18 protein-coding genes are annotated in these 23,477 nt (G+C 71.7%); 7 read left to right on the top strand and 11 right to left on the bottom strand.

Annotation, left to right across the window (positions count from 1 at the left end):
• Positions 1 to 174 precede the first annotated feature (174 nt).
• From BM287_RS10355 to BM287_RS10330, 6 genes are all read right to left on the bottom strand, one after another.
• Entirely contained in the window at positions 175 to 1,923 is a 1,749-nt protein-coding gene (locus tag BM287_RS10355; RefSeq protein WP_211772968.1) for a tyrosine-protein kinase domain-containing protein, read from the bottom strand.
• Positions 1,923 to 3,290, bottom strand: a complete 1,368-nt coding sequence (locus BM287_RS10350) for a hypothetical protein (protein ID WP_244528157.1) — start codon at positions 3,288 to 3,290, stop codon at positions 1,923 to 1,925. Before BM287_RS10350 ends, BM287_RS10355 begins: the two co-directional genes overlap by 1 nt.
• Positions 3,291 to 3,297: 7 nt before the next feature.
• A complete protein-coding gene (locus BM287_RS10345; RefSeq protein WP_090039096.1) occupies positions 3,298 to 3,987 on the bottom strand; it encodes a hypothetical protein in 690 nt (229 codons plus the stop codon).
• Positions 3,984 to 4,922, bottom strand: coding sequence for a CDP-alcohol phosphatidyltransferase family protein (locus BM287_RS10340; RefSeq protein ID WP_090039093.1), 939 nt, complete (start codon positions 4,920 to 4,922; stop codon positions 3,984 to 3,986). Before BM287_RS10340 ends, BM287_RS10345 begins: the two co-directional genes overlap by 4 nt.
• Complete coding sequence (locus tag BM287_RS10335; RefSeq protein WP_090039090.1) at positions 4,919 to 6,166, bottom strand: DUF1972 domain-containing protein; 1,248 nt, start codon at positions 6,164 to 6,166, stop codon at positions 4,919 to 4,921. Before BM287_RS10335 ends, BM287_RS10340 begins: the two co-directional genes overlap by 4 nt.
• 174 nt (positions 6,167 to 6,340) lie before the next feature.
• Positions 6,341 to 7,354 (bottom strand): glycosyltransferase, encoded by a 1,014-nt coding sequence (locus tag BM287_RS10330; protein WP_090039087.1) that lies wholly within the window; start codon positions 7,352 to 7,354, stop codon positions 6,341 to 6,343.
• A gap of 55 nt (positions 7,355 to 7,409) precedes the next feature.
• Here BM287_RS10330 and BM287_RS10325 point away from each other — a divergent pair, with 55 nt between their 5' ends.
• Together BM287_RS10325 and BM287_RS10320 are read left to right on the top strand one after the other, a co-directional pair.
• Complete coding sequence (locus BM287_RS10325; RefSeq protein WP_244528156.1) at positions 7,410 to 8,357, top strand: glycosyltransferase family 2 protein; 948 nt, start codon at positions 7,410 to 7,412, stop codon at positions 8,355 to 8,357.
• Entirely contained in the window at positions 8,354 to 9,103 is a 750-nt protein-coding gene (locus BM287_RS10320; protein WP_244528155.1) for a polysaccharide deacetylase family protein, read from the top strand. The genes BM287_RS10325 and BM287_RS10320 overlap by 4 nt, the downstream gene beginning before the upstream one ends.
• On the opposite strand, the gene BM287_RS10315 is transcribed toward BM287_RS10320, so the two are convergent.
• Entirely contained in the window at positions 9,066 to 10,112 is a 1,047-nt protein-coding gene (locus BM287_RS10315; protein ID WP_090039085.1) for a glycosyltransferase family protein, read from the bottom strand. The two genes, BM287_RS10320 and BM287_RS10315, sit on opposite strands and share 38 nt — an antisense overlap.
• Before the next feature lie 175 nt (positions 10,113 to 10,287).
• Between BM287_RS10315 and BM287_RS10310 the strand changes: the two genes are divergently transcribed.
• From BM287_RS10310 to BM287_RS10300, 3 genes are read left to right on the top strand one after another with little or no spacing between them, the layout of a single operon-like run.
• The gene (locus BM287_RS10310) at positions 10,288 to 11,379 is read left to right on the top strand and encodes a polysaccharide pyruvyl transferase family protein (protein ID WP_090039083.1); all 1,092 of its coding nucleotides are present in this window, start codon (positions 10,288 to 10,290) and stop codon (positions 11,377 to 11,379) included.
• Positions 11,376 to 12,722: a Coenzyme F420 hydrogenase/dehydrogenase, beta subunit C-terminal domain gene (locus BM287_RS10305; protein WP_090039081.1), complete on the top strand. Its 1,347-nt coding sequence runs from the start codon at positions 11,376 to 11,378 to the stop codon at positions 12,720 to 12,722. The genes BM287_RS10310 and BM287_RS10305 overlap by 4 nt, the downstream gene beginning before the upstream one ends.
• Complete coding sequence (locus BM287_RS10300; RefSeq protein ID WP_090039078.1) at positions 12,719 to 14,230, top strand: lipopolysaccharide biosynthesis protein; 1,512 nt, start codon at positions 12,719 to 12,721, stop codon at positions 14,228 to 14,230. The genes BM287_RS10305 and BM287_RS10300 overlap by 4 nt, the downstream gene beginning before the upstream one ends.
• Before the next feature lie 13 nt (positions 14,231 to 14,243).
• Here the strand turns inward: BM287_RS10300 and BM287_RS10295 are convergent, their stop codons facing one another.
• Positions 14,244 to 16,796 (bottom strand): right-handed parallel beta-helix repeat-containing protein, encoded by a 2,553-nt coding sequence (locus tag BM287_RS10295; RefSeq protein WP_244528154.1) that lies wholly within the window; start codon positions 16,794 to 16,796, stop codon positions 14,244 to 14,246.
• Between the two features lie 331 nt (positions 16,797 to 17,127).
• Here BM287_RS10295 and BM287_RS10290 point away from each other — a divergent pair, with 331 nt between their 5' ends.
• Positions 17,128 to 17,718, top strand: a complete 591-nt coding sequence (locus tag BM287_RS10290; RefSeq protein ID WP_090039074.1) for an arsenate reductase/protein-tyrosine-phosphatase family protein — start codon at positions 17,128 to 17,130, stop codon at positions 17,716 to 17,718.
• Between the two features lie 78 nt (positions 17,719 to 17,796).
• On the top strand, positions 17,797 to 18,219 hold the full coding sequence (locus BM287_RS10285; protein WP_090039071.1) for an FAD synthase family protein: 423 nt from the start codon (positions 17,797 to 17,799) through the stop codon (positions 18,217 to 18,219).
• A 113-nt stretch (positions 18,220 to 18,332) separates the two neighbouring features.
• Here the strand turns inward: BM287_RS10285 and BM287_RS10280 are convergent, their stop codons facing one another.
• The 3 genes from BM287_RS10280 to recQ all read right to left on the bottom strand — a co-directional run bounded on the left by BM287_RS10280 (position 18,333) and on the right by recQ (position 23,427).
• Positions 18,333 to 20,444, bottom strand: a complete 2,112-nt coding sequence (locus tag BM287_RS10280) for an acyl-CoA dehydrogenase family protein (RefSeq protein WP_090039069.1) — start codon at positions 20,442 to 20,444, stop codon at positions 18,333 to 18,335.
• 286 nt (positions 20,445 to 20,730) lie between these two features.
• Positions 20,731 to 21,195: a DapH/DapD/GlmU-related protein gene (locus BM287_RS10275; protein WP_244528153.1), complete on the bottom strand. Its 465-nt coding sequence runs from the start codon at positions 21,193 to 21,195 to the stop codon at positions 20,731 to 20,733.
• A gap of 171 nt (positions 21,196 to 21,366) precedes the next feature.
• Complete coding sequence (gene recQ, locus BM287_RS10270; RefSeq protein ID WP_090039065.1) at positions 21,367 to 23,427, bottom strand: DNA helicase RecQ; 2,061 nt, start codon at positions 23,425 to 23,427, stop codon at positions 21,367 to 21,369.
• Positions 23,428 to 23,477 lie beyond the last annotated feature (50 nt).

The following is a 23,477-nucleotide window of genomic DNA, read 5'->3' as shown; positions in this document are numbered from 1 at the left end:
GCGGACGACGGGAGTCGGGGAGAGCGGAAGCCGACGGGCGCTCCGACCTGGGTATCGTCCTCTGCTGCCGGGGCTATCGAAGGAGATCGAGTGTCGAATCTCCTTCGAATGGCAGTACGGAAGGAGATTCGAACGGTATTCGTTCGAATCTCCTTCAGTAGGGCAGGGCCGTCGTCAGCGGCCGGGCTTCGCCTCCGGGGTTCCGCCAGTGTTGGCCAGCTCGAAGTCCTCGTCGTCCATGTCGGTGCGGCCGCGGGCGGCGGCGTCGCCGGCGCCGTCGGCGGCGCCGGCGCCGTCGGCGGCGCCGTCGGCGGCGTCCTCGGCGTCGGCGTCCGCCTCGGCCAGGCTCAGGTCCGCGTCGAACTCCTCGTCGAGGGGCGCGTCGTCGACGGCGTCCTCGGGGACGAGGGCGAGCTCCTCGTCCTCCATGGGGAGGGCGGGCAGGGGCGGGAGGGGCAGAGGCGGCGCCGACTGACGAGCCCGACGCATCGTCAGCCGGCGCCACCGGCTCTGGGGGCTCGCGGCAGCGGGGCGGTAGTAGCTGCTCGAGCTCTTGGTGGGGGCGACGCGGTTCAGCACCAGGCCGAGGATGTGCACGCCCGACTTCTCGAGGAGGTCCATGGTCTGGGCGAGCTGCTGGCGCGACACGCGGGTGCGGTCGGCGACGACGAGCGCGCCCTCGAGCGACCGTGCGACGATCGCCGCATCCACCACGGCCGTCATCGGCGGAGTGTCGAAGACGACGACGTCGTAGTCGTGCGAGACCTGCGCGATGAAGTCGGCCATGGCCCGGGACGACAGCAGCTCGCTCGGATTCGGCGGGATGGGGCCGCTCGTGATCACATCCAGGCCGTTCCACTGCTGGACGGCATCGGCCAGGGCGACCCGGCCGACGAGGATGGAGGTCAGACCCGAGCCTCCCGGGAGGCCGGTCGCGTCGGCCAGCGTCGGCCTGCGCAGGTCCGCATCCACGAGCAGCACCCGGCGGTCGCCTTCGGTGAGGGTCAGCGCCAGGTTGAGGGAGACGAGCGACTTACCCTCGTCCTCGATGGAGGAGGTCACCACGAACGCCAGCCGGTCGGAGTCGACGCTGACGAACTCGAGACTCGACCGCAGCCGGCGGTAGCCCTCCGCCGCGCTGGAGAGCGGGTCGGCGAGCAGGATCGGGCTCGGGAGCCTCCGCCGCAGTCGCTGGATCTGGGCGAGCATCGGCACGCCGGTCACACGCGACGCGATCTCCGCCGAGCGCACGCGCGTGTCCAGCAGCTCGCGGAGCACGACCGCGAGGACTCCGATCAGGATCCCGATGACGAAGCCCGCCACCAGGTTGAGCCGGACGTTCGGCGACGAGGGGGTGTCCGGCTTCACGGCGGTCTGGATGGTGCGCACCGACACGGTGGGTGCCCCCGCGACGCTCTTCGGCGCGATCTCCTCGACCTTCTTGCCGAGGGTGGCGGCGACGGCGTTCGCGATGTCGGCGGCCTGCTGCGCGTCCGGGCTGCTGACCGAGAGCTGCATGATGACGGTGTTCTGCGGCGTGCTCACGGCGATGGAGTCGCCCAGGTCGGCCGGCGTGGTCTGCAGGTCGAGCTGGTCGATCACGGGCTGCAGCACGAGCGCCGACTCGGCCAGCTGGGCGAACGAGAGCATCTGATTCTGCGTGTAGGTGGAGCCCTGGTTGAGGTCGTTGGCGGACCCGCCGAAGTTCAGCGAGAAGTACAGGCTGCTGGTGGCGGTGTAGACGGGGGTCGCGACCTGCGCGAGGCCCCATCCTCCGGCCAGTCCGGCGACCGCACCGATGGCGACGATGTACCAGAACCGTTTCAGCGCCGCGCCGAACTGGTGCTGGGCGGCGGTGGGAGTGCTCGAACCGGCCTCGGCAGTGAGCGGGGCCTGCGGGATGTGTCGGGCTGGCGCTGGCATCAGCGGGCGCTCCTTTCGGGCAGAGGTGCAGTCGTGGCGACCGGGGGCCGCGCACGGCGGTACCGGTCGGACGACACCAGGAGGTTCGCCTCGGCGGTGGCCGGGCGGACATGCTGGGTGGTGGCGGCGAGACCGACCGCCACCCAGAGGAACACGGAGTACTGGGTGATCAGGGCGACCGTGGCGAGCGCCGGGATCTGCGCGACCACCGCGATCGTCGCGGGAGTCGCCCTGCGGGTGACGACCAGGACGATGCCGGCACCGAGAGCGACGACGACCACGGCCAGCGCGATCAGCCCGCTCGAGAGCCCGGTGAGGATGAGCTGGCTGTCGATCGAGCGGAAGTTGCCGAAGTAGACCTGACCGGTGGAGTTCTTCTGGGCCGATCCCGCGACGCCGACGGCGTTCATGCTGCCGAGCAGGGAGAGGAGGTCGCCGCGGTAGTTGGCACTTCCGGTCGCCTCTGCTCCGGCATCGTCGAAGACGGTGGCGACGAGCGGGAAGAGCAGCGCGGAGACGATCGCGATCGCCGAGGTGAGCACGATGCGCGCGCGGCGGGAGATCGCATCCCGCATGAACACGATTGAGAGGACGAGCCCCAGCAACGCTCCGATCATCCCGATCCGGCTGAAGGTCAGGACCGTTGCGGAGAGCATCAGCAGCACCATCCCGGCGCGCACGAGGAGGGGGAAGCGTGCCGCGAGGGTCAGCGGGATGGCGATGGCGAGGCTCGATCCGAGGGCGATCGAATGCCCGAAGGCCCCTTCGGCCCGGGCGACGCCGCCGCGCTCCTGGATGGTGCCCCAGACCGCGTACATCGAGTTGCCGGAGCGGATGGTGACGAACGGGTTCCAGTGCGCCAGGAACTCGACGATGACCAGGACGCTGACGACGGTGAAGGCGATGGCCACGGCTCCGTAGATCCACGAGGGGTCCACGCGCAGGCCCGCGACGCGGCCGAAGACATAGCCGGCGATGAAGTAGGTGAACAGGGAGAAGGCGAATCCCAGCGCGATGCCGGCGTTCGCGGTGATGAGGGAGGCGAACGCGAACACGATGAGCAGGGCTACCAGCCCATCCATGGCGCCGAACCGGAATCCGTGCACCGGCAGCAGCACCACGGTCGCGAGGACCGCCATGCCGGAGACGGCCGGCAGGTAGTAGTTGCCGTTGAAGCCCAGGCTCAGGCCGATCCAGACGGGGACGAAGCAGAGCACCGCGATCCACACGCCCACGGCCGTCCGCGGCATCCGCCTCAGCACGATGAAGGCGGCGACGGCGACGGCGATCCCCGCCACGCCGAGCAGCGTGGTGTCCAGCGCCGTGCCGCTGAGTGCGGCGGCGATGGTCTCGGTGGCGGGGATCATGATGGGCTCACTTGAAGACGGTGATCGGCGTTCCCGCGGCGTCGGTCACGGTGACGACGGCCGAACTGCTCTGCCCCTCGGGGATCGAGAAGATGTAGACGCCGGTCCGGGTCTCGCCCGCCTTGAGCGTGCCCAGCAGCGGCTGGGCGCCGTCGGTGAGCTCGGTGGCCGGGATGGAGGTCTTGCCGTAGTACGCGTTCACGGCGACCTGCGCGAGGGAGACGTCGGTGCCGCCGGGATTGGTCAGCTCGACCTGCACCGTGATGGCGGGACCCGCGACCTCACCGGCGCGGACCGCCTTGGCCGTCGTGTCCGCCACGTGAAGCTTCGCGGTGAGGCCTCCGGCGAGGGTCGCGGTGGTGCCCGTGGAGACGACCGCCGCGACAGGGGCACCGTACCGGGGGTCGACCTTCGGCGGAGCCGCGGGCTTCGACGACGAGGTGGACTGCGGAGCCGGCGAGGCCGAAGGGGGCGGCGGCGAGTTCTTGTCCGGCGTCGGCAGCTGGAAGGGGGTCGGCGTGCTGACCGCACGGGCCTGGGCGTTCTGCGCGCCGCGGACGGCGGCGACCGAGATCGCGACGGCGAGCAGGGCGGCGACCACCACGGCCCCGACGACGATCAGGATGCGGCGGCGCCGGCGGGACGGCTCCTGGGGGTTCTGTTCCGGGTTCTGTTCGGGACGATCGACCTTCGTCATCGGAGGTCCCCCTTCTGTTCGGGTCGGGTCTCTTCGGGTGGGGTGTGTCCGGGCAGGGTCTGCTCGGGTTGCAGCTGTTCGTGCGCCTGTTCGTGGGCCTGGGCGGGTCTCCAGGAGCGCAGCTCGCGGAACCACTTGACCGCCGCGAGGAGCAGGAACGCGGTCGTCGCGGCGGCGATCAGCGTGTACAGGGTGACGAAGACGGGGATCGCGCCGAGCGTGAGGAACGACAGGCACAGCACCCCGTAGTCCATCGGCAGCACGGCGACGGCGCGCAGCCACGACGGTCGCCCGGCCGCATCCTCGGCGAGGGGGACGGTTCCCTGTGTCCGCCGCCGGAGCTGCTCGGTCAGGATCATGCCGAAGAACAGCACGGCCGAGACGATCGCGAAGGCGATCGGCACGAGGAGCCACGGGACCGGGACCACCTGGAAGCGGTAGAACCCGACGGCGAGCGCGAGCGGCATGCTCGACACCTTGGTCGCATCCACCATGTGGTCGAGCCACTCACCGGCCGGGCTGCTGGTGCCGAGGAGCCGCGAGAGCTGGCCGTCGGCCGAGTCGAAGGCGTAGCCGACGAGGAGCAGCAACGCGATGAGGACGCCGAGCAGCCACGACGGCGGGAACAGGACCAGCAGCACGATGGCGGCGAAGGTCCACACAGCGCTGACGGCCGTCACGGCGTTCGGGGTGAGCCGCACACGGTACGCCCAGGCGGCCAGGTAGCGTCCGATGCGCCGGTTGACGAACCGCGAGTAGGCGGGCGCCGAACGCGCCGGGGGCTTCTGTGCGGCGCGGAGGCGGCGCAGGGCGTCGGCGAAAGTGTCGCCGTTCGCGGGTGACGGGACGCTGGGCGACGCCGGGGCGCCGGACGCCGCCGGGATACCGGACGCCGCCGGGATGCCGGCCGGGGACTCCGCCCGCTGCCCGCTCATCGTGCCGCTCCGTGGATGCGACCCTCGACGCCGGAGGTGCCGCGTCCCGGGATGCGCCCGGCACGCTCCTCGGCGGCCTGGCGGCCCGCGGCTCCGGTCCGCTGGCGGCCCCAGGGGCGAGCCGTCCGGACCAGCTCGTGCGCCGCGAGCCGCAGGCACAGCTGCTCGTAGCGGTCGGCGACGTCGTCCCAGTCGTATTCGGCGGCACGGCGGGCGGCTGCCCTGCGGCGGCGCTCCAGGAGGGCCGGATCGCCGTCCGCGATGTCGATGGCCGAAGCCACGCCGGAGGCGTCCGTGAAGTACGCCGCGGCCGCCCCGGCCACCTCGCGGTTGAACGAGACGTCGTAGGCGATGACAGCGGTTCCCGCGCCGAGCGCTCGCAGCAGGGAGGGATTCGTCCCGCCCACCGAGTGGCCGTGCAGGTAGCTGGCCGCACCGGCGTAGAGCTGGTCGAGGAGGCGCTGGTCCCATACGCCGCCGAGGAAGCGGACGCGCTCATCCGCCGCGCTGCGCACCCGTCGGCTGTACTCCTCCGCGTAGGGTGCGGATCCGACGACGACGAGCGGCTTCGTGGACCGGCTGCGCACGTAGCCCTCGACGATCAGGTCCACGTGGTTCTCGGCTTCGAAGCGCGCGACGACGAGGTGGTAGCCGCCTGCCTGCAGGCCGACCCCCTCCAGGAGGTCGTCGCCCGGGGTGACCGCCGGTGCGCCGTAGGCGATGAGCTGGGTCTCCGCCCGGAACTCGTCCCGGTAGTAGTCGGCGATCCCCTGCGCGTCGGCGATGAGCGCGTCGGACCAGCGCACCGCGAGGGATTCGGCGGTGCGGTAGTACGCCTGGCCCATCCGTCCCCACTTGGCGCGTCGCCACTCCAGCCCGTCGACGTGGGTGGCGACGGGGATGCACGCCGCACGCAATGCGGGCAGGTAGGGCGCATTGGCGGCGTTGAACACGATGGCGGCATCCGTGCGGTGACGAAGCAGATGTGCGACCGAGAGACCGGTGTGGCTCAGGGTCTCCAGGCTCCGCCGGTGCATCGCGCCCCGGTGGATCAGCCGCATCCCCTCGTACTCGGCGGGACGGTCGTCGGTCTTCCCCGAGCGGCAGTAGACGACGACATCGTGCCCCCAGGCCGCGAGCCGGGTGCCGACCTCCTCCACACAGGTCTCGAACCCTCCGTAGCGCGCCGGAACGCCACGCGTACCGACGAGCGCGACGCTGATGCGCCTTCCCCCATCGACCATTGGATGCTCGCTCTCACTTCTCTCGGATACACGGCGGCTCGGCCAACGATGTCTCCGTGAGCCTCCCTCGGGAGAGAGGACGGAACGGCTATCAGGTCGCATCAGGGGTCGGGTCGCTGTTGCACCACCAGACTAAGCGAGAATTCCTCACCTGTCGCCCCCCTCATCAGAGGGTCACGGCGTCAGGGGAGTCCCCACCGACGAGCGATCACGACCTTCCGCCCGTGCGGCGAGCTCGGCCCGGGCGATCCGCCGTCCGTCGCGCAAGCCGCGCCAGGCCGCACGCAGCGGCGCGACCGGGTGCAGGAACTGGCGACGGCCGCCCTGCAGGAGGATCTCCCCGGCGACGCGGGGCGAGGTGCGCAGCCACCGGGCGAGGTCGTCGTCCGGCAGGTTGAGCGCGGCGAACAGCATCCGGTTGCGGATGTTGAAGTAGTAGTAGCCCGCGGACTTCGCGGTCGCCGCGCTCTCGGCGCCCGGCCGCTGCGTGCCGCCCTCGGCGTGCGTCACCGTCGCGCTGTCGAGGAGCGTCAGGCGGCCCCCGGCCCTGCGGACCCGGAACGACAGCTCCACGTCCTCCCAGTAGAGGAAGTAGCCGTCGGCGAAGCCACCCACGCGCTCCCAGAGCGGCACCGACACGCAGAGGCATGCGCCGCTGAGCCACGGCTCGGCCCGTCGTCCGGGCGGCTGCGGCCGCCGGCGCGCCGATGTCATCCGCCCATCCACCAGGGACACGTCGGCGCCCGCCGACCAGACCGACCCGTCCGGGCGGAGGATGCGCGGGGCGACCAGAGCCTCGGGGTCGGCGATCACCGCGTCGAACAGAGCGCGCGCATCCACCGGAGCGATCACGGCATCCGGGTTGAGGAGCAGGATGCGCTCGGCGCCCGCCTCGGCGGCACGGGCGACCCCGGCGTTCATGCCCGACCCGAAGCCGGGATTGTCGTCGGGGAGGACGGCGATCCAGCCCTCCTGCCGGCACAACGCGACGATCGCCTCGCGTTCGGCGTCCGTGCTGAGGCTGTCCACCACGACCGTCAGCAGGCCCGTCGCCGCGCGGGTGAGCGGCGCGAGGTTCTCCGCGAGCAGCCGCGAGGATCCGTAATTGACCACGACGATCGCCTCGCCGGCGAACGACGGCGTGCTTTCGGGCCGCGCCGCCGACGTGTCCCGGGTCGGGTCTGGCATAGACTTCCGCTCTGACGTGAGGGGGGTGACCGTGCAACCGGAGGAACCGGTGACAGTGACGATAGCCGTGCCGACGTTCCACCGTCCAGCCGAACTCGGTGCGCTGCTGCCGATGCTGCTGGCCCACGCCACTGAGGCCGGCGCGCCCTATCCCACCACGGTGCTCGTCGTCGACAACGACCCGGAGGGAAGCGGCAAGGCCGTCGTGGATGCGCTCCCGGATGCCCGCGCACGCGCCGTCGTCGAGTCCCATCCCGGAATCTCGGCCGTCCGGAACCGTGCGCTGAGCGAGGCCGGCACCCGGTTGCTCGCCTTCATCGACGACGACGAGCTTCCGCACGACGGCTGGCTCGCACGTCTTCTCGACACCTGGAGCTCGTCCGGCCGGCCCGCCGCCGTCTCCGGCCGGGTCGTTGCGGAGTTCCGCGGCGAGCTCGACGCCTGGCTCGAGGCCGGGTCGTTCTACGTCCGCCGCCGGATGCCCACCGGGACGCCCATCGACGTCGCGGCCGCCGGAAACCTCCTGCTCGATCTCGAACAAGTGGCCGCGGCCGGGGTCCGGTTCGCCGACGACCTGGGGCTGAGCGGCGGAGAGGACACGCTGTTCAGCCGGCAGCTCTACAGCCGGGGCTACCGGATGGTGTGGTGCGACGAGTCGGCGATCACCGACGTCGTCCCGCCCGAGCGGATGACCCGCCGCTGGGTCCTGCAGCGGGCCTGGAGTCACGGCAACTCGACCAGCACCATCCGCATCCGGCTCGCCCCGACTCCCCTCCGCCGCGCTCTCGCGCGCCTCACGGCAGTGGTCGGAGGCTGCGTCCGCGTGGTCGGCGGCGCCGGCCGGTGGCTCGCCGGCCGGGCCACCGGATCCCTCCGCCACCAGGCCCGGGGCGCACGCGCCGTCTGGCGCGGGGGCGGGATGGTGTCCGGCGCGTTCGGGGTCGTGTACCAGGAGTACGCGCGCACCGGTCGCGCCGGCGAAGCCGCAGGGGCCGACGCGTGAGCCTGCGGCGCGCGGGCCTTCGTCGCTTCGGGCGCGACGCCATCCGGTTCGCGCTGGCGCCCGTCGGCTCCGTCGTGTCGGTGCGCACCTCCGCGCCGGAGCTCGTGCTGACCTACGACGACGGTCCGGTCGCCGGCATGACCGATCGCCTTCTCGAGCTGCTGGCCTCCCGCTCCGCGACGGCCACCTTCTTCGTGCTCCTGTCGCGCGTGCGGCGCGACCCGGCGCTGACCCGTGCCCTCTTGGAGGACGGTCACGAGGTCGCCCTGCACGGCATCGACCACGTCGATGCGGCGACCATCGCCCCCGACGTGTTCCGCCGCCGGATGCACGACGGCCGCCGCGAGCTCGAGGACACGATCGGCCGCGAGGTGCGCTGGTACCGGCCGCCGTACGGCCACCTGACGTTCGCCGGCTGGCGCTCGGTACGGGATGCGGGGCTCACGCCGGTCATCTGGAGCACCTCTGTCCGGGATGGTGCTGCAGCACTGACGGACGACCAGCGCATCGCGGCCGCCCGGGCCGGAGCGCGGCGGGGCGCCATCCTGCTCGCCCACGACAACTTCGCGTCCGCCCTCGACGGGGTCGACGACGGACCGGAGCCGCAGGTGGATCGCCTGCGGCTCGCCTCCGAGATCCTCGACATCTCGGCGGCGAGGGGCCTGCGCGTCCGATCCCTCGGTGAGGCGCTCGAAGCGGGGCGCGTCGTCAACCGGGGCGTCTTCGTCCGGCCCCGCGGCCGCTGAGGTCGATGGCGCGCCGGTAGGCGTCCACGTGGCGTCGACCCGTCTCCTCCCAGCCGCGCCGGCTGAGGTCCGGGCGGGCCGCCGGGTCGCGCGGCCGCACCGCGGCGAGCGCGCGCTCGAGGTCGGCCGCGGTCAGGGGCGGCTGGTAGCACTGGACCCAGAGCTCCCCGGCCTCCGCCGCGAGCATCCGGTTCACCTCGTTGTCCGGGACGAGCACCGGACGGTCGAGGGACAGGCTCGACAGCGCGCCGCCGGAGTTGTGCATCTCGCGGTACGGCAGCACGATGAGCTCCGCCTCGGTGACCGTCGCGACCAGCTCCTCGTCCGAGAGGAAGGCGAAGTGGAGGGCGATGCGGTCGTCCCCGCGCGCCGCCTCGCGCAGCAGCTCGGCGAGCTCGTCGGAGGACGGTTTGCCCGAGACGGTCAACGTCGCCTGCGGCTCGGGCGGCGACGACCGGAAGGCCGAGCGGAAGGCGGCGATGAGCGCATCCACGCCCTTGTAGCGCCGCACCAGGCCCACGTAGGCGAGCCGCCCCGGCGTTGCCGGATGCTTCGGGTAGCGGGCGAACCATTCGCGGTAGTGCCCGTGCTCGATCGTCTCGACGGCCGACCCCTCCGGCACCGGAGTCAGGGGATTCAGCCGGATGCGGAGAGTGGTGGAGCGGTCGATCAGGCGCAGGAGCGCCCTCTCCCGCCTGCTGATCCCGTCCGGGATCTCGAGGTTGTGCGCGGTGCGGACGATCGGGGTCCTGGTCAGCCGCAGCTTCACGACGAGCGCGAGGGTGAGGACCTGCCGCACGGCCTTCTTGAGCGGGCTGTGCCCCGAGACCAGGATCTCCGGCCAGTGGACGTGGAAGACGTCGTACCGGCCGAGCAGCGCTCGACGCCAGGTGAACGTGCGGACCTCGACGCCCGGCTGCGCGGCGACGGCGTCGCGCAGCATGATCAGGTACGGGTTGGTGGTCGGGCGCGGGTCGGGGAAGGACTGCTGCACGACGAGCTCGCGCATCTCTCCCCCTCCGGCCGGTATGCGGTCCACTCTGGCACGACGCGGCAATTGCCTCACGCGCCCTCAATTGGGGTCACGCGCCGAGCGTCCGCTGGCTAAGATACATGAGTAAGTCTCACTTGGGCGCGCGCTGGGCGCCTGCGTGCGATCCCCACCGACCCGACCCGGGAGCGCCATGCGAACACTGATCCTCTGGGCCGACGACGCATCGCCGAATCTCGGCGTGCGCGCGCTCGGCGCGGGGACAGCGGCCCTCCTGAGACGTGTGCATCCGCAGAGCGAGATCGTCTTCCAGAACTACGGGATGCGCGTTCCCCAGCTGCCGATCGGCCGGCTCCGCTCGCTCCTCGCAGAACGAGCGACCGGGCGTAAAGGGATGCAGCGCTGGCTCGCCGGGTTCGACCTCGTGATCGACACCCGCTCGGGCGACAGCTTCGCCGATATCTACGGGATCCGCCGGCTGGCGGTCATGTCGGCCGTCGCCGAGTTCGCGGCCCAGGCCGGTGTCGCCGTCGTCCTCGGGCCGCAGACGATCGGACCGTTCCGGACGGCGACCGGCCGCGCTCTCGCCCGGCGCAGCCTCCGGCGATCGCAGCTGGTGATGGCCCGCGACAGCGAGAGCGCCGATGCCGCCGGGGCGCTGGGCCGTCCGGTCGACGTGCTCACCACCGACGTCGTCTTCGCCCTCGCACGCCCGGAGGTGCAGAAGAGCCGGGATGTCGTGCTCAACGTCTCCGGGCTGCTCTGGCACCCCAATCCGCACGTCGACAGCTCGCGCTACCGCGGCACCATCCATCGCCTGCTCGATGCCCTCGCCGCGGACGGGCGCGAGGTGACGCTGCTCGCCCATGTCCTCGAATCGGACAACCCCGACTCGGACATCGACGCCATCTCGGAACTCCTCACCGAGCGGAAGCACCGGCTGGAGACGGTCGTGCCCGGTGGGCTGGACAATGTCCGCCGGACGGTCGCCTCCGCGAACGTGGTGCTCGGCTCACGCATGCATGCCTGCCTGAACGCACTCTCGACCGGGACTCCCGCGGTGCCGCTCCCCTACTCCCGCAAGTTCGGCCCCCTGCTCGCCGACCTCGGCTGGACGCGCTCGGTCGATCTGCGGACGGCCGCGGACCCCGTGGAGGAGGTGCTCGCGCAGACCGCCGACCCCCGCCTCACGGCGGACGCCGGCCGGGTGCTGGAGGTCGCGGGAGACCGGCTCGAAGGCGCGGTCGCAGCCCTCGCGCGCGGCCTCGATCGGGTCGCCACATGACCGCGACCGCACGAGCCTCCACGAGCGACGCGACCGGCGCCCGGACCGCCGCGTTGCGTGCTGCGGTCGCCCGGGTCGTCGCCTCGGGCAATTGCAGCGGATGCGGCGCCTGCACCCTCCTCGACCCCGGCCTCCGGATGCGCCTCGACGAGGAGGGCAACCTCCGGCCCGTACCGGTGGACTCCCAGCCGGTGGACACCCAGCCGGTGGACCCCCAGCCGGCGGGCTCCCCGCAGGCACCCGTCGACTCCGCGCCCGTGGGGCCCGACGCCCTCCGCCGGTTCGAGGAGGCGTGCCCGGGCGTCACCGTCCGCGCGGTGCGGCCCCCGTCGACCCGGCGGCACCCGACGATGGGCCCCTACCTCCGGGTCTGGATGGCGTGGGCGACCGACACGGACGTCCGGTTCCGGGGAAGCAGCGGCGGCGCGCTCACGGCGATCGCCGCCTGGATGCTCGAGACCGGCCAGGCCGCCCGGATGGTCGGAGCCCGTGCCGACACGCAGGAGCCGCGCCGGACCGTGAGCGTCAGCATCCTCTCCCGGGAGGAAGCGCTGACCGCGGCGGGCTCCCGCTATGCGCCCACGGCGAGCGCCTCCCGTCCCGAGGCCCTGCTCCCCGGCACGGTCATGGTCGGGAAGCCGTGCGAGGTCAGTGCGATCCGTGCGCTGACCTCCCGCCCGGACGGACGCCGGGACGACAACCCCGTGCTCCTCTCCTTCTTCTGCGCCGGCACGCCGAGTCAGCACGCCACCGACCGGCTGGCGGCGCAGCTCGGTTCGCCGGCCGGGACACCCGTCACCGACCTCTGGTACCGCGGGCGCGGCTGGCCCGGACGGTTCACGGTCCAGCGCCCGGATGGGACGTCGAGCGACGCGAGCTACGACGAGTCCTGGGGCTCTGCCCTCGGTCCTGCCACCCAGTGGCGCTGCAAGATCTGCCCGGACGGAGTCGGCGAGAGCGCCGACATCACGGCAGCCGACTTCTGGGAGTCGGACGAGAAGGGGTACCCGGTCTTCGCCGACGGCGACGGCCGCAGCGCCCTCATCGCGCGCACCGAGCGCGGCTACGATATCGTCCTCCGCGCGATCGAGGCCGGAGTCATCTCGGTGAGCACGATCGACCTCGACGAGCTGGCCGCCGTCCAGCCGCTGCAGACCACTCGTCGCAGCACACTGGCGGGACGCCTCGCGGGTGCCCGGCTCGCCGGCGATTCCGTCCCGCACTTCCGGGGGTTCGGACTGCTCGCGCTCGCGCTCCCCCGGCTGCGCGAGGTGGTGCGCGTCGCGCGCGGGACCTATCGACGTGCCCGGGATCGCCGGGCCGCCGCAGGACTCCGGTCATGACCATCCGCACCCCGCGCTCCCGGCCCGGGCGGCGGGACGCTGCAGACCCGGAAGACACGCGCGGCCTCGGCGGCCGGGCGGTCCGCGGGGCGGCCGTCACTCTGGGCGCGCAGGGCGGCAAGGTCGTCGTGCAGGTCGCCTCCGTCATCGTCCTGGCGCGGCTGCTCAGCCCGCACGACTACGGCCTGATCGCCATGGTCGTCGCCATCATCGGCGTGGGCGAGCTCTTCCGCGACTTCGGGCTCTCGTCGGCCTCCATCCAGTCGCCGAGCGTCAGCCGCGGCCAGCGCGGCAATCTGTTCTGGATCAACGCCGGGATCGGCGCGGTCCTCACGGCGATCGTCTTCAGCGGAGCGGGACTCATCGCCCTGGCGTTCCGTCAGCCGGACCTGGTGCCGATCGCCCACGCACTGGCCTTCACGTTCCTGATCAACGGGCTGGGCACCCAGTACCGAGCCGATCTCGTGCGACGGATGCGCTTCTCCGCTGTCGCGACCGCCGACATCCTCGCCCCCGCCGTCGCCCTGGCCGTCGCGATCGTCTCCGCGCTCGCGGGCTGGGGATTCTGGGCGCTCGTCGCGCAGCAGCTCACCCAGGCACTCGTGCTGCTCGTCGTGCTGATCGTCGCGGCGGGCTGGCTCCCGGGGCTCCCCCGACGGGATGCGCCGGTCGGCGCGTTCCTCGCCTTCGGCTGGAACATGCTCGCGTCCCAGTTGGTGACCTACGTCAGCAACAACATCGACAACGTCCTCGTCGGTGCGCGCTTCGGGACCGCAGCACTCGGGGTGTACAGCCGGGCGTTCCAGCTGCTGATGACTCCGCTCAACCAGGTGCGGGTCCCGCTGACGACCGTCGCCCTGCCTGCGCTGTCACGGCTCCAGGATCAGAAAGAGCGGTTCGGCGAGTGGCTGAGCCGGGGCCAGCTGGCGCTCGGGTACACCATCGTGGCCGGCCTCGCTCTCGTCGCCGGCGCGTCCGACCCGCTCACCGCCCTGCTGCTGGGGCCGAAGTGGAGCGCGGCCGCGCCCATCCTGCGCCTCTTCGCCGTCGCCGGGATCTTCCAGCTCCTCGCGTTCGTCGGCTACTGGGCGTACGTTTCACGCGGCCTGACGGGGGCGCTCCTCCGCTACTCCCTGGTGAGCGCCGCGATCAAGGTCGTCTGCATCGCCATCGGATCGTTCGGGGGCGTCCTCGGCGTCGCGATCGGATACGCCATCGCGCCCGCCCTCTCGTGGCCCCTCTCCCTCTGGTGGCTGTCGCGGAACACAGCGGTCCCGACGGCCCGGCTGTACGCCGGCGCCGGCCGGGTGCTCGCCTGCGCGATGCTCGGCGGCGCCGCCGCCTGGGCGGCATGCACGACGGCCGCCGCCCTGGGCACGGTGGTCCAGGTGGCGGCGGCCGTCGTGGCGCTGGCGCTGGTCTACGGGGTGGCGGTCCTGCTCATCCCGGCGATCCGGCGGGATCTGGCGGGAGTGATCGCCGTGGCGCGGCTGCTCCGCTCCCGCTGATCGCGCTGCCGGGTCAGTTCCACGCACCGATCCGCAGCGAGCCGGCCGGCTTGCCGGTCAACGCGGCCGTCGCCGCGGGGAGCGGCTGAGCCAGCGCCGAGGTGAGCGAGGTCACCAGCGGCAGCGGGGCGAACCCGGCGGAGAGCACGTTCTGACCATCGAAGGAGCGCGACGTGCGGTCCTGCCCGGTCGCTGCCGTGAACTCGGCGAGCGAGTTGTAGACGGCCGGGTTTCCGGCGCCACGCGACCAGACGATGAGCCAGGTCGGGCTACCCGCCGAGGTGCGCTGGTAGACGTTCCCCGTGAGGGTGATCCCCATCTGCTCCGCCGAGTGCCAGTGGCTGTAGTCCTCGACCGCGAGCACGGCGTTGCCCAGGCTGTTCGCCAGGATGTTGTTCGTCACGGTGACGTTGCCGGTGATCCAGGTCACGGTCGGGTCGGGAAGCGACTGCCGGGGGTCGTGGCCGGCGGTGGACAGGTCGCTCGCACGCCGGTCGCCCTGCGTGATGCTGATGTCGCGCACGTTGCCGGAGACCGTGTTGTTGCGGATGTCGACTCCATTGGTGTCGCTGACCAGGATGCCGTCCATGCCGTTCTGCGCCACCACATTGTTCGCGATGGCGAACTTCGCGGAGATCTCGGCGACCAGGCCGTGACCCGAGTTGCCCACGATGTCGCTGTTCGCGATGGAGGCGTCGTACACCGACTCGTCGAACCAGAGCGCGTTGCCGTCGTTGTTCAGGAAGTTGCTCCCGGTGACGGTGATGCCTCGCGACCGTGCGACCTTGAAGCCGCCGGCGACCGGAGCACGGTTGAAGTGCTCCGTGTTGTTGTGGTCGGCCAGCATCCCGGTGACCCGGAGGCGGTCAGCGTAGGTCGCCTGGGCGCCGAGCATGCCGTTGCGGGCGACGGTCACGTTGGTGACCGTTGCGTCCGTCCCGCCGACGAAGAGGCCGGTGGTCGCGTTGTCGGTGATCGAGACGTTCTCGATGGTGGTGCCGACGGCGTAGTCCTGCACGGTGCCCATGTCGGGGACGGAGGGCGAGTACCGGCGGATGCCGATGCCCTTCAGGGCGCTGCCGTCACCCAGCACGAGGAAGGCCTTCACCGTGTCGCTGGCGTTGACCTGGTGACCTGTCGGGTCCGAGCCGAGCACCAGCTCGTGGGTGGTCCCGTCGACGTAGAACGTCCCGGCCGTCACGGCCGCCCGCGAGGCGACCTGCTTCAGAGCGGTCCCGTCGAGGAACAGCTGGTCGGGATGCGCGGCCATCGGGTACGCCGGGTTGACGAACTGCCAGCCGGCGGTCGTGCCGTCGGGCGCTCCGCGCGTGTACGTCGGGCTGTCGTCGAAGGCGACGTTCCAGTTGCCAGCGACCCAGGCCGAACCGGAGCGCGACCAGTTCGAGACCGTGCGGCTGCCGTCGAACCAGACGGCCTCCTTCGGATACGCCTGGATGGTGACCTTCTTGCCGCGCGGGATCGTCACCGACTCGTGATACGTGCCGCCGCGGACCACGATGGTCGACCCGCTGGGGACGGCGTCGACCGCGTGCTGGACCGTCTTCCACGGCGCGGACTGGGACGAGCGCGAGACGGCGTCGTCGCCGGTGGTCGCCACGAAGTAGGCGCCGGAGGGCACCGCGTACGAGGTGCTGCCGATCGGCGCCGCTCCGGAGGCCGAACGAGCGGTCGACTGGTCGATGCTCGTGTCGGCGCCGCTGGGCGCGGTGGGGCCGGTGGCCGGCGGCTGCGGAGCGCTCGTCGGCGTCTGCGTCGGGGTGGGCGCCGGCGTCGGCGTGACGGTCTGGCCGGGGGTCGGCGTGACGACCGGCGTGGTCGCCGTCGGAGCGGGCGTCGAACCCGACTGCGCCGCGAGCTCGCTCGCGGTCACATCGTCGAAGCGCACCGGCTCGGCGGCCGAGCTGCTGGAGATGTAGCTCCACAGCGCGATCGAGCCGGCGTGGCTGAGGCGGTCGAGCGAGGAGTCGCTCGCGGTCACCTGCCAGTCGGGGGCCGTGCTGGACGCGGGCCAGGCGCGGGCGCTCAGGGCGACCGAGTCCGTCCCGGTGGCGCGCAGCTCCACCCGGATCGGCGCGCCGGCGGCGACGGCCGGAAGCACGACCTTCTCGGCGGCGACCGTCGTCTGCGTGGCGGTCGAGCCGTTCACGCGGGTGATCGACAGCACGCCGTGGTGCCGCGCGTCGACCCGGAAGGTGGCCTGGTAGTACGCGGTGCCGGTCGAGCGCACCTGCACACCCGAGTAGACGCCGTTGCCGGTCGACGGCAGGGTGTCGATCAGGACGTTCGCAGCCGCATCCACATCGGACGCGGTCGCGGAGGGGAGGCTGGCCGTGAGCGACGCGCCGGGCCGGGGAACGGCCTGGCGGCCGGAGGCGGAACCGACCGAGAACGCAGCAGCGCTGTTCACGTGGTACGCGCCGCCGAGCTGGGCGGCGCCCCAGCCGTTGGTCTGGGTCCGGTCGAAGGTGTCTGCGGCGATCTGCCGTGAGACGACGTAACTTGTCGGGGCGGCGAACGCGCCGGCGGCAGTGATGCCGACGGCCACGGCCGCTACTGCGGCACTTGCCGCGAGGGCGATTCCGGATCGCAGGCGCGCTTTCGCAGCGCCCGCTTTCCGATTGGTCTCGAAACGGTGAGCGGGGTGTCGGGACATAGAGGGGTGCTATCCAAACGTCGGGTAGAACGGGGAAACGGGTGGCAGGCGAGACCAGTTCCTGCCGCAGGTTGGTGGTGACGTTAGCAAACGCTGGGGGCGCGGTGCCAGTGACAGAACCAACCGAGCTTTCAGCGACAGACCGTAGCACGCCGCAGCGGAGAACCACCCCCATTCGGGTGTCGGCACGCGGGCGGGCGGGCGTATCCGGGAGAATGGACGGATGGCTTCGGCGACCCGCTTCCGCATCCGCGCGATCTGCACGGGCAACATCTGCCGGTCGCCGGCGATGGAAGCCCTGCTCGCGGCCGAATTGGATGCTGACCGGGGTTTCATCGTGGAGTCCGCCGGCACGGAGGCGATGACCGGATGGCCCGCCGATCCGGCCATGGTCCGCCTGCTGCACGAGCGCGGACTCGACGTCCGCGAGCACCGTGCGCGCCAGTTGGATGCGAACATGCTGGGAATCGACGACCTGATCCTGACAGCGACCTACGCGCACCGGGAATGGATCGCCTCCGCCGACGCTGCGGCCGCCCGCCGGACCTTCACACTCGCCGAGTTCGCGCACATCGTGGACGGCGCTCCGGCGTCGGGAACGGCGTCCGACCTCGTCGCCTGGGCGGCGGCCCACCGGCCGGCGGCCCACCGGCCGGCGAGACCCGCCGGGAGGACGCCGTCCACCTGGCGCGGCGGCGGTCAGGGCGACATCGTCGATCCGTACGGACGTCCGGAGGCCGTCTTCCGCCAATCGCTCGCTCAGATCCTGCCCCTGGCGAGCGCGGTGGCGGCGGCTCTCAACACCCGGGAGTAGTCCCCGGAACCCACTGGTGACAAATCCTCACTAATCCGCCAGAATAGGTGAGGATAGCTCAATCAGAGGGGGAGGCCCGTGACCCGACACATCGGCTACGCCGCAGGGGCGTTCGACCTGTTCCACATCGGACACCTCAACATCCTGAGGCGCGCCAAGAGCGAGTGCGACTACCTGATCGCGGGCGTGGTGTCGGACGAGATGCTCGAACTGACCAAGGGCACGCCCCCGGTCGTCCCGCTCCACGAGCGGCTGGAGATCGTCCGCAGCATCGCCTACGTCGACGAGGCCGTCGCCGAGACGGTCCCGGACAAGCTGGACATGTGGCGCGAGCTCCGCTTCGACGTCTTCTTCAAGGGCGACGACTGGCGCGGCACCGAGAAGGGGCTCCGCCTCGAGCGCGAGTTCGCGGCCGTCGGAGTCGACGTCGTGTACTTCCCGTACACCATGACCACCTCCTCCACCCAGCTGCGCCGCGCCCTAGCCGCCCTCGCCGGCTGACCCGCCCCGCCCGCTCCCGCGCCCGCGCCCCCGCCTCCCACCATCGAGTACGCAGAGACTGCACGCCACCACGGCGTGTCGCGTGCAATCTGTGCGGACTCGGCGGTGGGGGGTCAGCGCTTTTTGGACTTCTCGTGCTCGGGGAGGGTGCCCGCGGCGCGGCGCTCGGCGTAGTAGGCGCGCGCCTCCGCCTGCCGCTCGGCCTCGGCGCCGGAGGCGATCTTCGCGCGGACCAGCTCCGGGCCGTAGCCGAACGCATCCACCAGGTCGACGGCGTGCGGACGGATCCGCGTCAGCAGCCGGTCGATGTAGGCGCGGACGGCTTGGGCGCGCTGCGGCGACAGCCGGCCGTTCATCAGGTACCACTCGAGGTGCTTCTCGATCAGCCCGAAGCCGAAGAGGTCGCGCAGCCAGGTGAGCACCTGCTTCGTGCCGGCGTCGGGCGCGTCCTCGAGAGCGTCGGTGAACGCCTCCCACTGCAACAGCTCGCCGTGCGCGCGGGCCGCCTCGATGAGCTCGTTCTGCTGCGAGTTGAACAGCTCCGCCGCGGCCTTCCTGCCCAGCTTGGAGGCGGGACGGAGACGCCCGGCGATCTGGGCGATCATCGTCTCGACGCGGTCGGTCAGCAGCTCGCGCTGGGTGGCCGGCTCCTGCAGCCAGTTGACCGCGCGGGCGGTCGAGCCGAAGTCGCGGACCGTCTGGGCGACGCTCCGCAACCCGGAGCCGTGGTAGGCCCGGCCCGCCGCCTGCGTCACGACGTAGCGGGCCAGCGCGCCGGCGTCCGCCTTCGCGAACTTGCGGCTGAAGTCGGTGAGCAGCCGCTTCGCGACCAGCTGCAGCAGGACGTTGTTGTCGCCTTCGAACGTGACCCAGATGTCCAGGTCCTGCCGGAGCGAGGTGAGACGGTTCTCGGTGAGGAAGCCCGCGCCGCCGCACGCCTCGCGCGCCTCCTGCAGGGTGTCGAGCGCATGCCAGGTGCTCAGCGGCTTGAGTGCGGCGGCGATGGTCTCCAGGTCCTGGCGATCGGTGTCCGTGTCGGCGGCGCCGCTGAAGACATCGTCGAACTTGCGCAGGAACACCTCGTGCGCGAAGCTCGCCGCATACGTCGTGGCGAGCAGCGGGAGCAGCCGGCGCTGGTGCCGCTGGTAGTCCAGCAGCACCTCCTCGTCGGTGTCGCTGCCCGCGGTGAACTGCCGGCGCTGATCCGCATACGTGATCGCGATGGCGAGGCCCAGCTTCGCGCCGATGGTCGCAGAGCCGTCGAGCGAGACGCGGCCCTGCACGAGCGTCCCGAGCATCGTGAAGAAGCGGCGTCCGGGGCTCTGGATGGGCGAGGTGTACGTGCCGTCCTCGGCCACATCCCCGTAGCGGTTGAGCAGGTCGGTGCGCGGGATGCGGACGCCGGTGAAGTGCAGGCGGCCGTTGTCGATGCCGTTCAGCCCGCCCTTCTGGCCGTCGTCCTCGCCGCCGATACCGGGAAGGAAGTCGCCGTTCTCATCGCGGATCGGGACGTAGAACGCGTGGACGCCGTGATTGACGTTGCCGGCGATCAGCTGTGCGAAGACGACGGCGGCCGTCGCATCCACTGCCGCGTTTCCGAGGTAGTCCTTCCACGCGCCGCGGAACGGAGTGTCGAGGACGAACTCCTGCGTCTCCGCGTCGTACGTCGCCGTCGTGGCGATGCTGGCGACATCCGAACCGTGGCCGGTCTCGGTCATCGCGAACGCGCCGGGGACCTCCAGCGACATGATGCCGGGGAGGTACTTCTGGTGGTGGCGTTCCGTGCCGAGGTGCAGGACGGCGGCGCCGAACAGGCCCCACTGCACCCCCGACTTGATCTGGAGGGACGGGTCGGCCGCCACGAGCTCCTCGAACGCGGCGATGTTGCCACCGTGATCCTCCAAGCCTCCCAGGGACTTCGGGAAGGCCCGGTGGACCTGACCGTTCTCGACCAGGAGCTTCAGCTGCCCGAAGACGCGGGCGCGGTGGTCGGCGACCGAGAGACCTTCCTGCTTCTGCATCTCCGGACGCTTCGCGACCTCCCGGGAGGCGAGCCGCGCCTCGGCCCAGTGACCGAGCAGCTGGCGGCCGAGCGCCTCGACGTCGACCCGCGGCGCTACGCCGGCGGGCGGGACCGTGGGCTCGGTGAGCGTCGAGGGCGCTGCTGGGCCGGCGGAAGTGGATGCGGGGGTGGCGCTCGGAACGCGTTCGGCAGTGTCGACCATGACTTCTCCTCTAGGAAGATCGCGGGATGCCGCCACGCTACGACCGGCCACCCGCGACGGCGAAAACGTCGGTGCCCGGCCTACAAACCGGGCCGGGCAGGCCCGACCCCGCTCTTGTGGGAACCTCCAAATCCACCCTCCTCGCGCGTGACACCATGCACAACCCGCAGCGCCGCCCTCCGCCCCGCGCCCTCCGCCCCCATCGCCGAGTACACGAAGACTGCACGCGACACCGGCGTGTCGCGTGCAGTCTGTGTGTAGTCGATGCTGGGGCGGGGCCCGCGGGTCAGGCGGCGCGACGGGATGCGCGCTGCTGGGGGCGCGGGGCACGCAGCGGCGCCGCCAGGGCGGCTCGGGCGGCGGCCGCGCCCTTCAGCTCGATGACAGCGCCGGCCGGGACGTGCGTGTCGCGCTCGAGGCGCGCACCGTTGCCGACCATGGCGTTCTCGCCCAGCTTGGAGCCACTGCCGATCTTCACTCCGCTGCCCACGAGGCATCCCGCTCCGACGTGGACGTTCGCGCCCACGAAGGTGCGGTCGCCCACCGTGGCGCCCTTGTCGATCCAGCTTCCTGCGCCGACGTAGGCGTCCATCCCGACCCGTGCGTCGGCCTCCACGTAGGCCGTCGGCTCGATGTACGCCGACGCGGCCACCCGCGCCGTCGGGGACACCAGTCCCCGGCCGTTCGCGTGACGCTTGTACTTGATGACCGCGCCGGTCTCGTCCTCCAGCTCTTCGATCATTCGTGCCATCTGCTACTTCCTCCTCCGAGATCGCGCAGTAATCATTCAATGTCATAACGTCGGGCGGCCGGAAGGAATTCCCTGGTCGCCCGATGGAACGACGGACGATACTCCCCCTCGGGCACCGCGCAAGGGGGAACGACGAGGTCGGCTGTGCAGGATCGGAAGTGGAGGCGGCTGTCAGGCCGGCGCAGCCGCGTCGGCGCCGGCGACGACGGAGAGCAGCGCCTCGCCGTAGACCTCGCGCTTCTTCACGCCGATGCCGCTGATGCCGTCGAGGTCGGCCAGCGACGCCGGGCGGGCTGCGGCGACCGCGCGGAGGGTCGCATCGCCGAAGACGATATAGGCGGGAACGCCCTGCTCGCGAGCTTGACCCGCCCGCCACGATCGGAGCGCCTCGAACAGCGGCTGGTCGGCGGCCGACAGGTCGGCCGCCGCCGCCCCGTTGCGCGACCCGCGGGGCGCTCGCTCGGGCCGATCCGGCTCGCGGCGGAGGATCACGGTCCGTCCGCCGGCGAGCACCTCGGCACCGCCGGGCGTCAACGCCAGCACGCCGTACTCCCCCTCGGGCTTCAGCAGCTCTCCGGCGATGAGCTGCCGGACGACGCCGCGCCACTGGCTGTCGCTGATGTCGTCGCCGATGGCCCAGGTGGACAGGCGGTCATGGCCGTACTGCTCCACGCGCGGCGTGCGCTTGCCGCGGAGGATGTCGATCAGGTGCCCAGCACCGAACCGCTGATTGCGCTCCCGGTGGAGGCGCACGACGGTCGAGAGCAGCTTCTGGGCCGGGACCGTCCCGTCCCAGCTCTCGGGCGGCGTCAGGCAAGTGTCGCAATTGCCGCACGGGCCCGAGGTCTGCCCGAAGTATCCGAGCAGGTTCACGCGCCGGCACTGGACGGTCTCGCACAGCGCGAGCATCGCATCCAGGTGCTGCGTCAGGCGTCTGCGGTGCGCCAGGTCGCCCGGGGAGTCGTCGATCATGCGCCGCTGCTGGACCACGTCTTGCAGGCCGTAGGCGAGCCACGCGGTCGAGGGGAGGCCGTCGCGGCCGGCGCGGCCGGTCTCCTGGTAGTACCCCTCGACCGACTTGGGCAGGTCGATGTGGGCCACGAAGCGCACGTCGGGCTTGTCGATGCCCATGCCGAAGGCGATGGTCGCGACGACGATCACGCCCTCCTCGCGCAGGAACCGAGACTGCGTCGCCGCCCGCTGGGACGCCTCGAGACCGGCGTGGTACGGCAGAGCGGTCAGGCCGCGTGACGACAGGTACTCGGCCGTCTTCTCGACCGACGCCCGGGACAGCGCGTAGACGATCCCCGCGTCGCCCGCATGCTCTGCGGTGATGAAGTCGAGCAGCTGTTTGCGGGGCTCCACCTTCGGCACGATGCGGTACTGGATGTTGGGCCGGTCGAAGTCGGCGACGAAATGCTCCGCCTGCTCGATCCGGAGGCGGGACGTGATCTCGCGGTGCGTCGCGTCAGTCGCTGTCGCGGTCAGGGCGATGCGCGGTACGCCGGGCCAGCGGTCGGCCAGCTCGGAGAGCATGAGGTAGTCCGGCCGGAAGTCGTGCCCCCACTGCGACACGCAGTGCGCCTCGTCGATCGCGAACAGCGCGATGCGGCCGCGCTCGAGGAAGCGCTTCGTCGCCTCCGACGACAGGCGCTCCGGGGCCACGTAGAGCAGGTCGAGCTCTCCGCCGAGGTACGCACGCTCGACCGCCGCCCGGGCGGAGCCGTCCTGCGTCGAGTTCAGGAACGCGGCACGGACGCCGACCGCAGTGAGCGCGTCCACCTGGTCCTGCATCAGCGCGATGAGCGGCGAGACGACGACTCCGGTGCCCTCACGCAGCAGCGACGGGATCTGGTAGCAGAGGCTCTTCCCGCCGCCGGTGGGCATGAGCACCACGGCGTCGCCGCCCCCGGCGACCCGTTCGATGATCGCCTGCTGCTGCCCGCGGAACCCGTCGTACCCGAAGACCGTGCGCAGCGCCTCCGCGGCGGATCCGAACCGTGGCGGTGTCGCCCGGACGACCGGCGGAGCCGATACCGGGCGACTGGACGCCGCCGCCGTCCCGGCCGCCGCCGTCCCGGGCCCATCCGCGGCGGGCCACGCCTCACCGGCATACGGGTCGTCGAACTCGGGCTGCGGCGGCTCCTCGTCGAGAGGAGGCGCATCCCGGTCGTCGGGCACCCGGTCGTCGGAGGCCGGGTCGCCGGGGATCCAGCCGTCGGTGAAACTCATTCCTCGATCGTATCCGCGGCGTCTGACGGTCGGCCCGGCGGATGCGATCT

The organism is Leifsonia sp. CL147, from assembly GCF_900114565.1.
Classification (GTDB): domain Bacteria; phylum Actinomycetota; class Actinomycetes; order Actinomycetales; family Microbacteriaceae; genus Leifsonia.
This window is presented reverse-complemented; position numbering and strand designations above follow the sequence as displayed.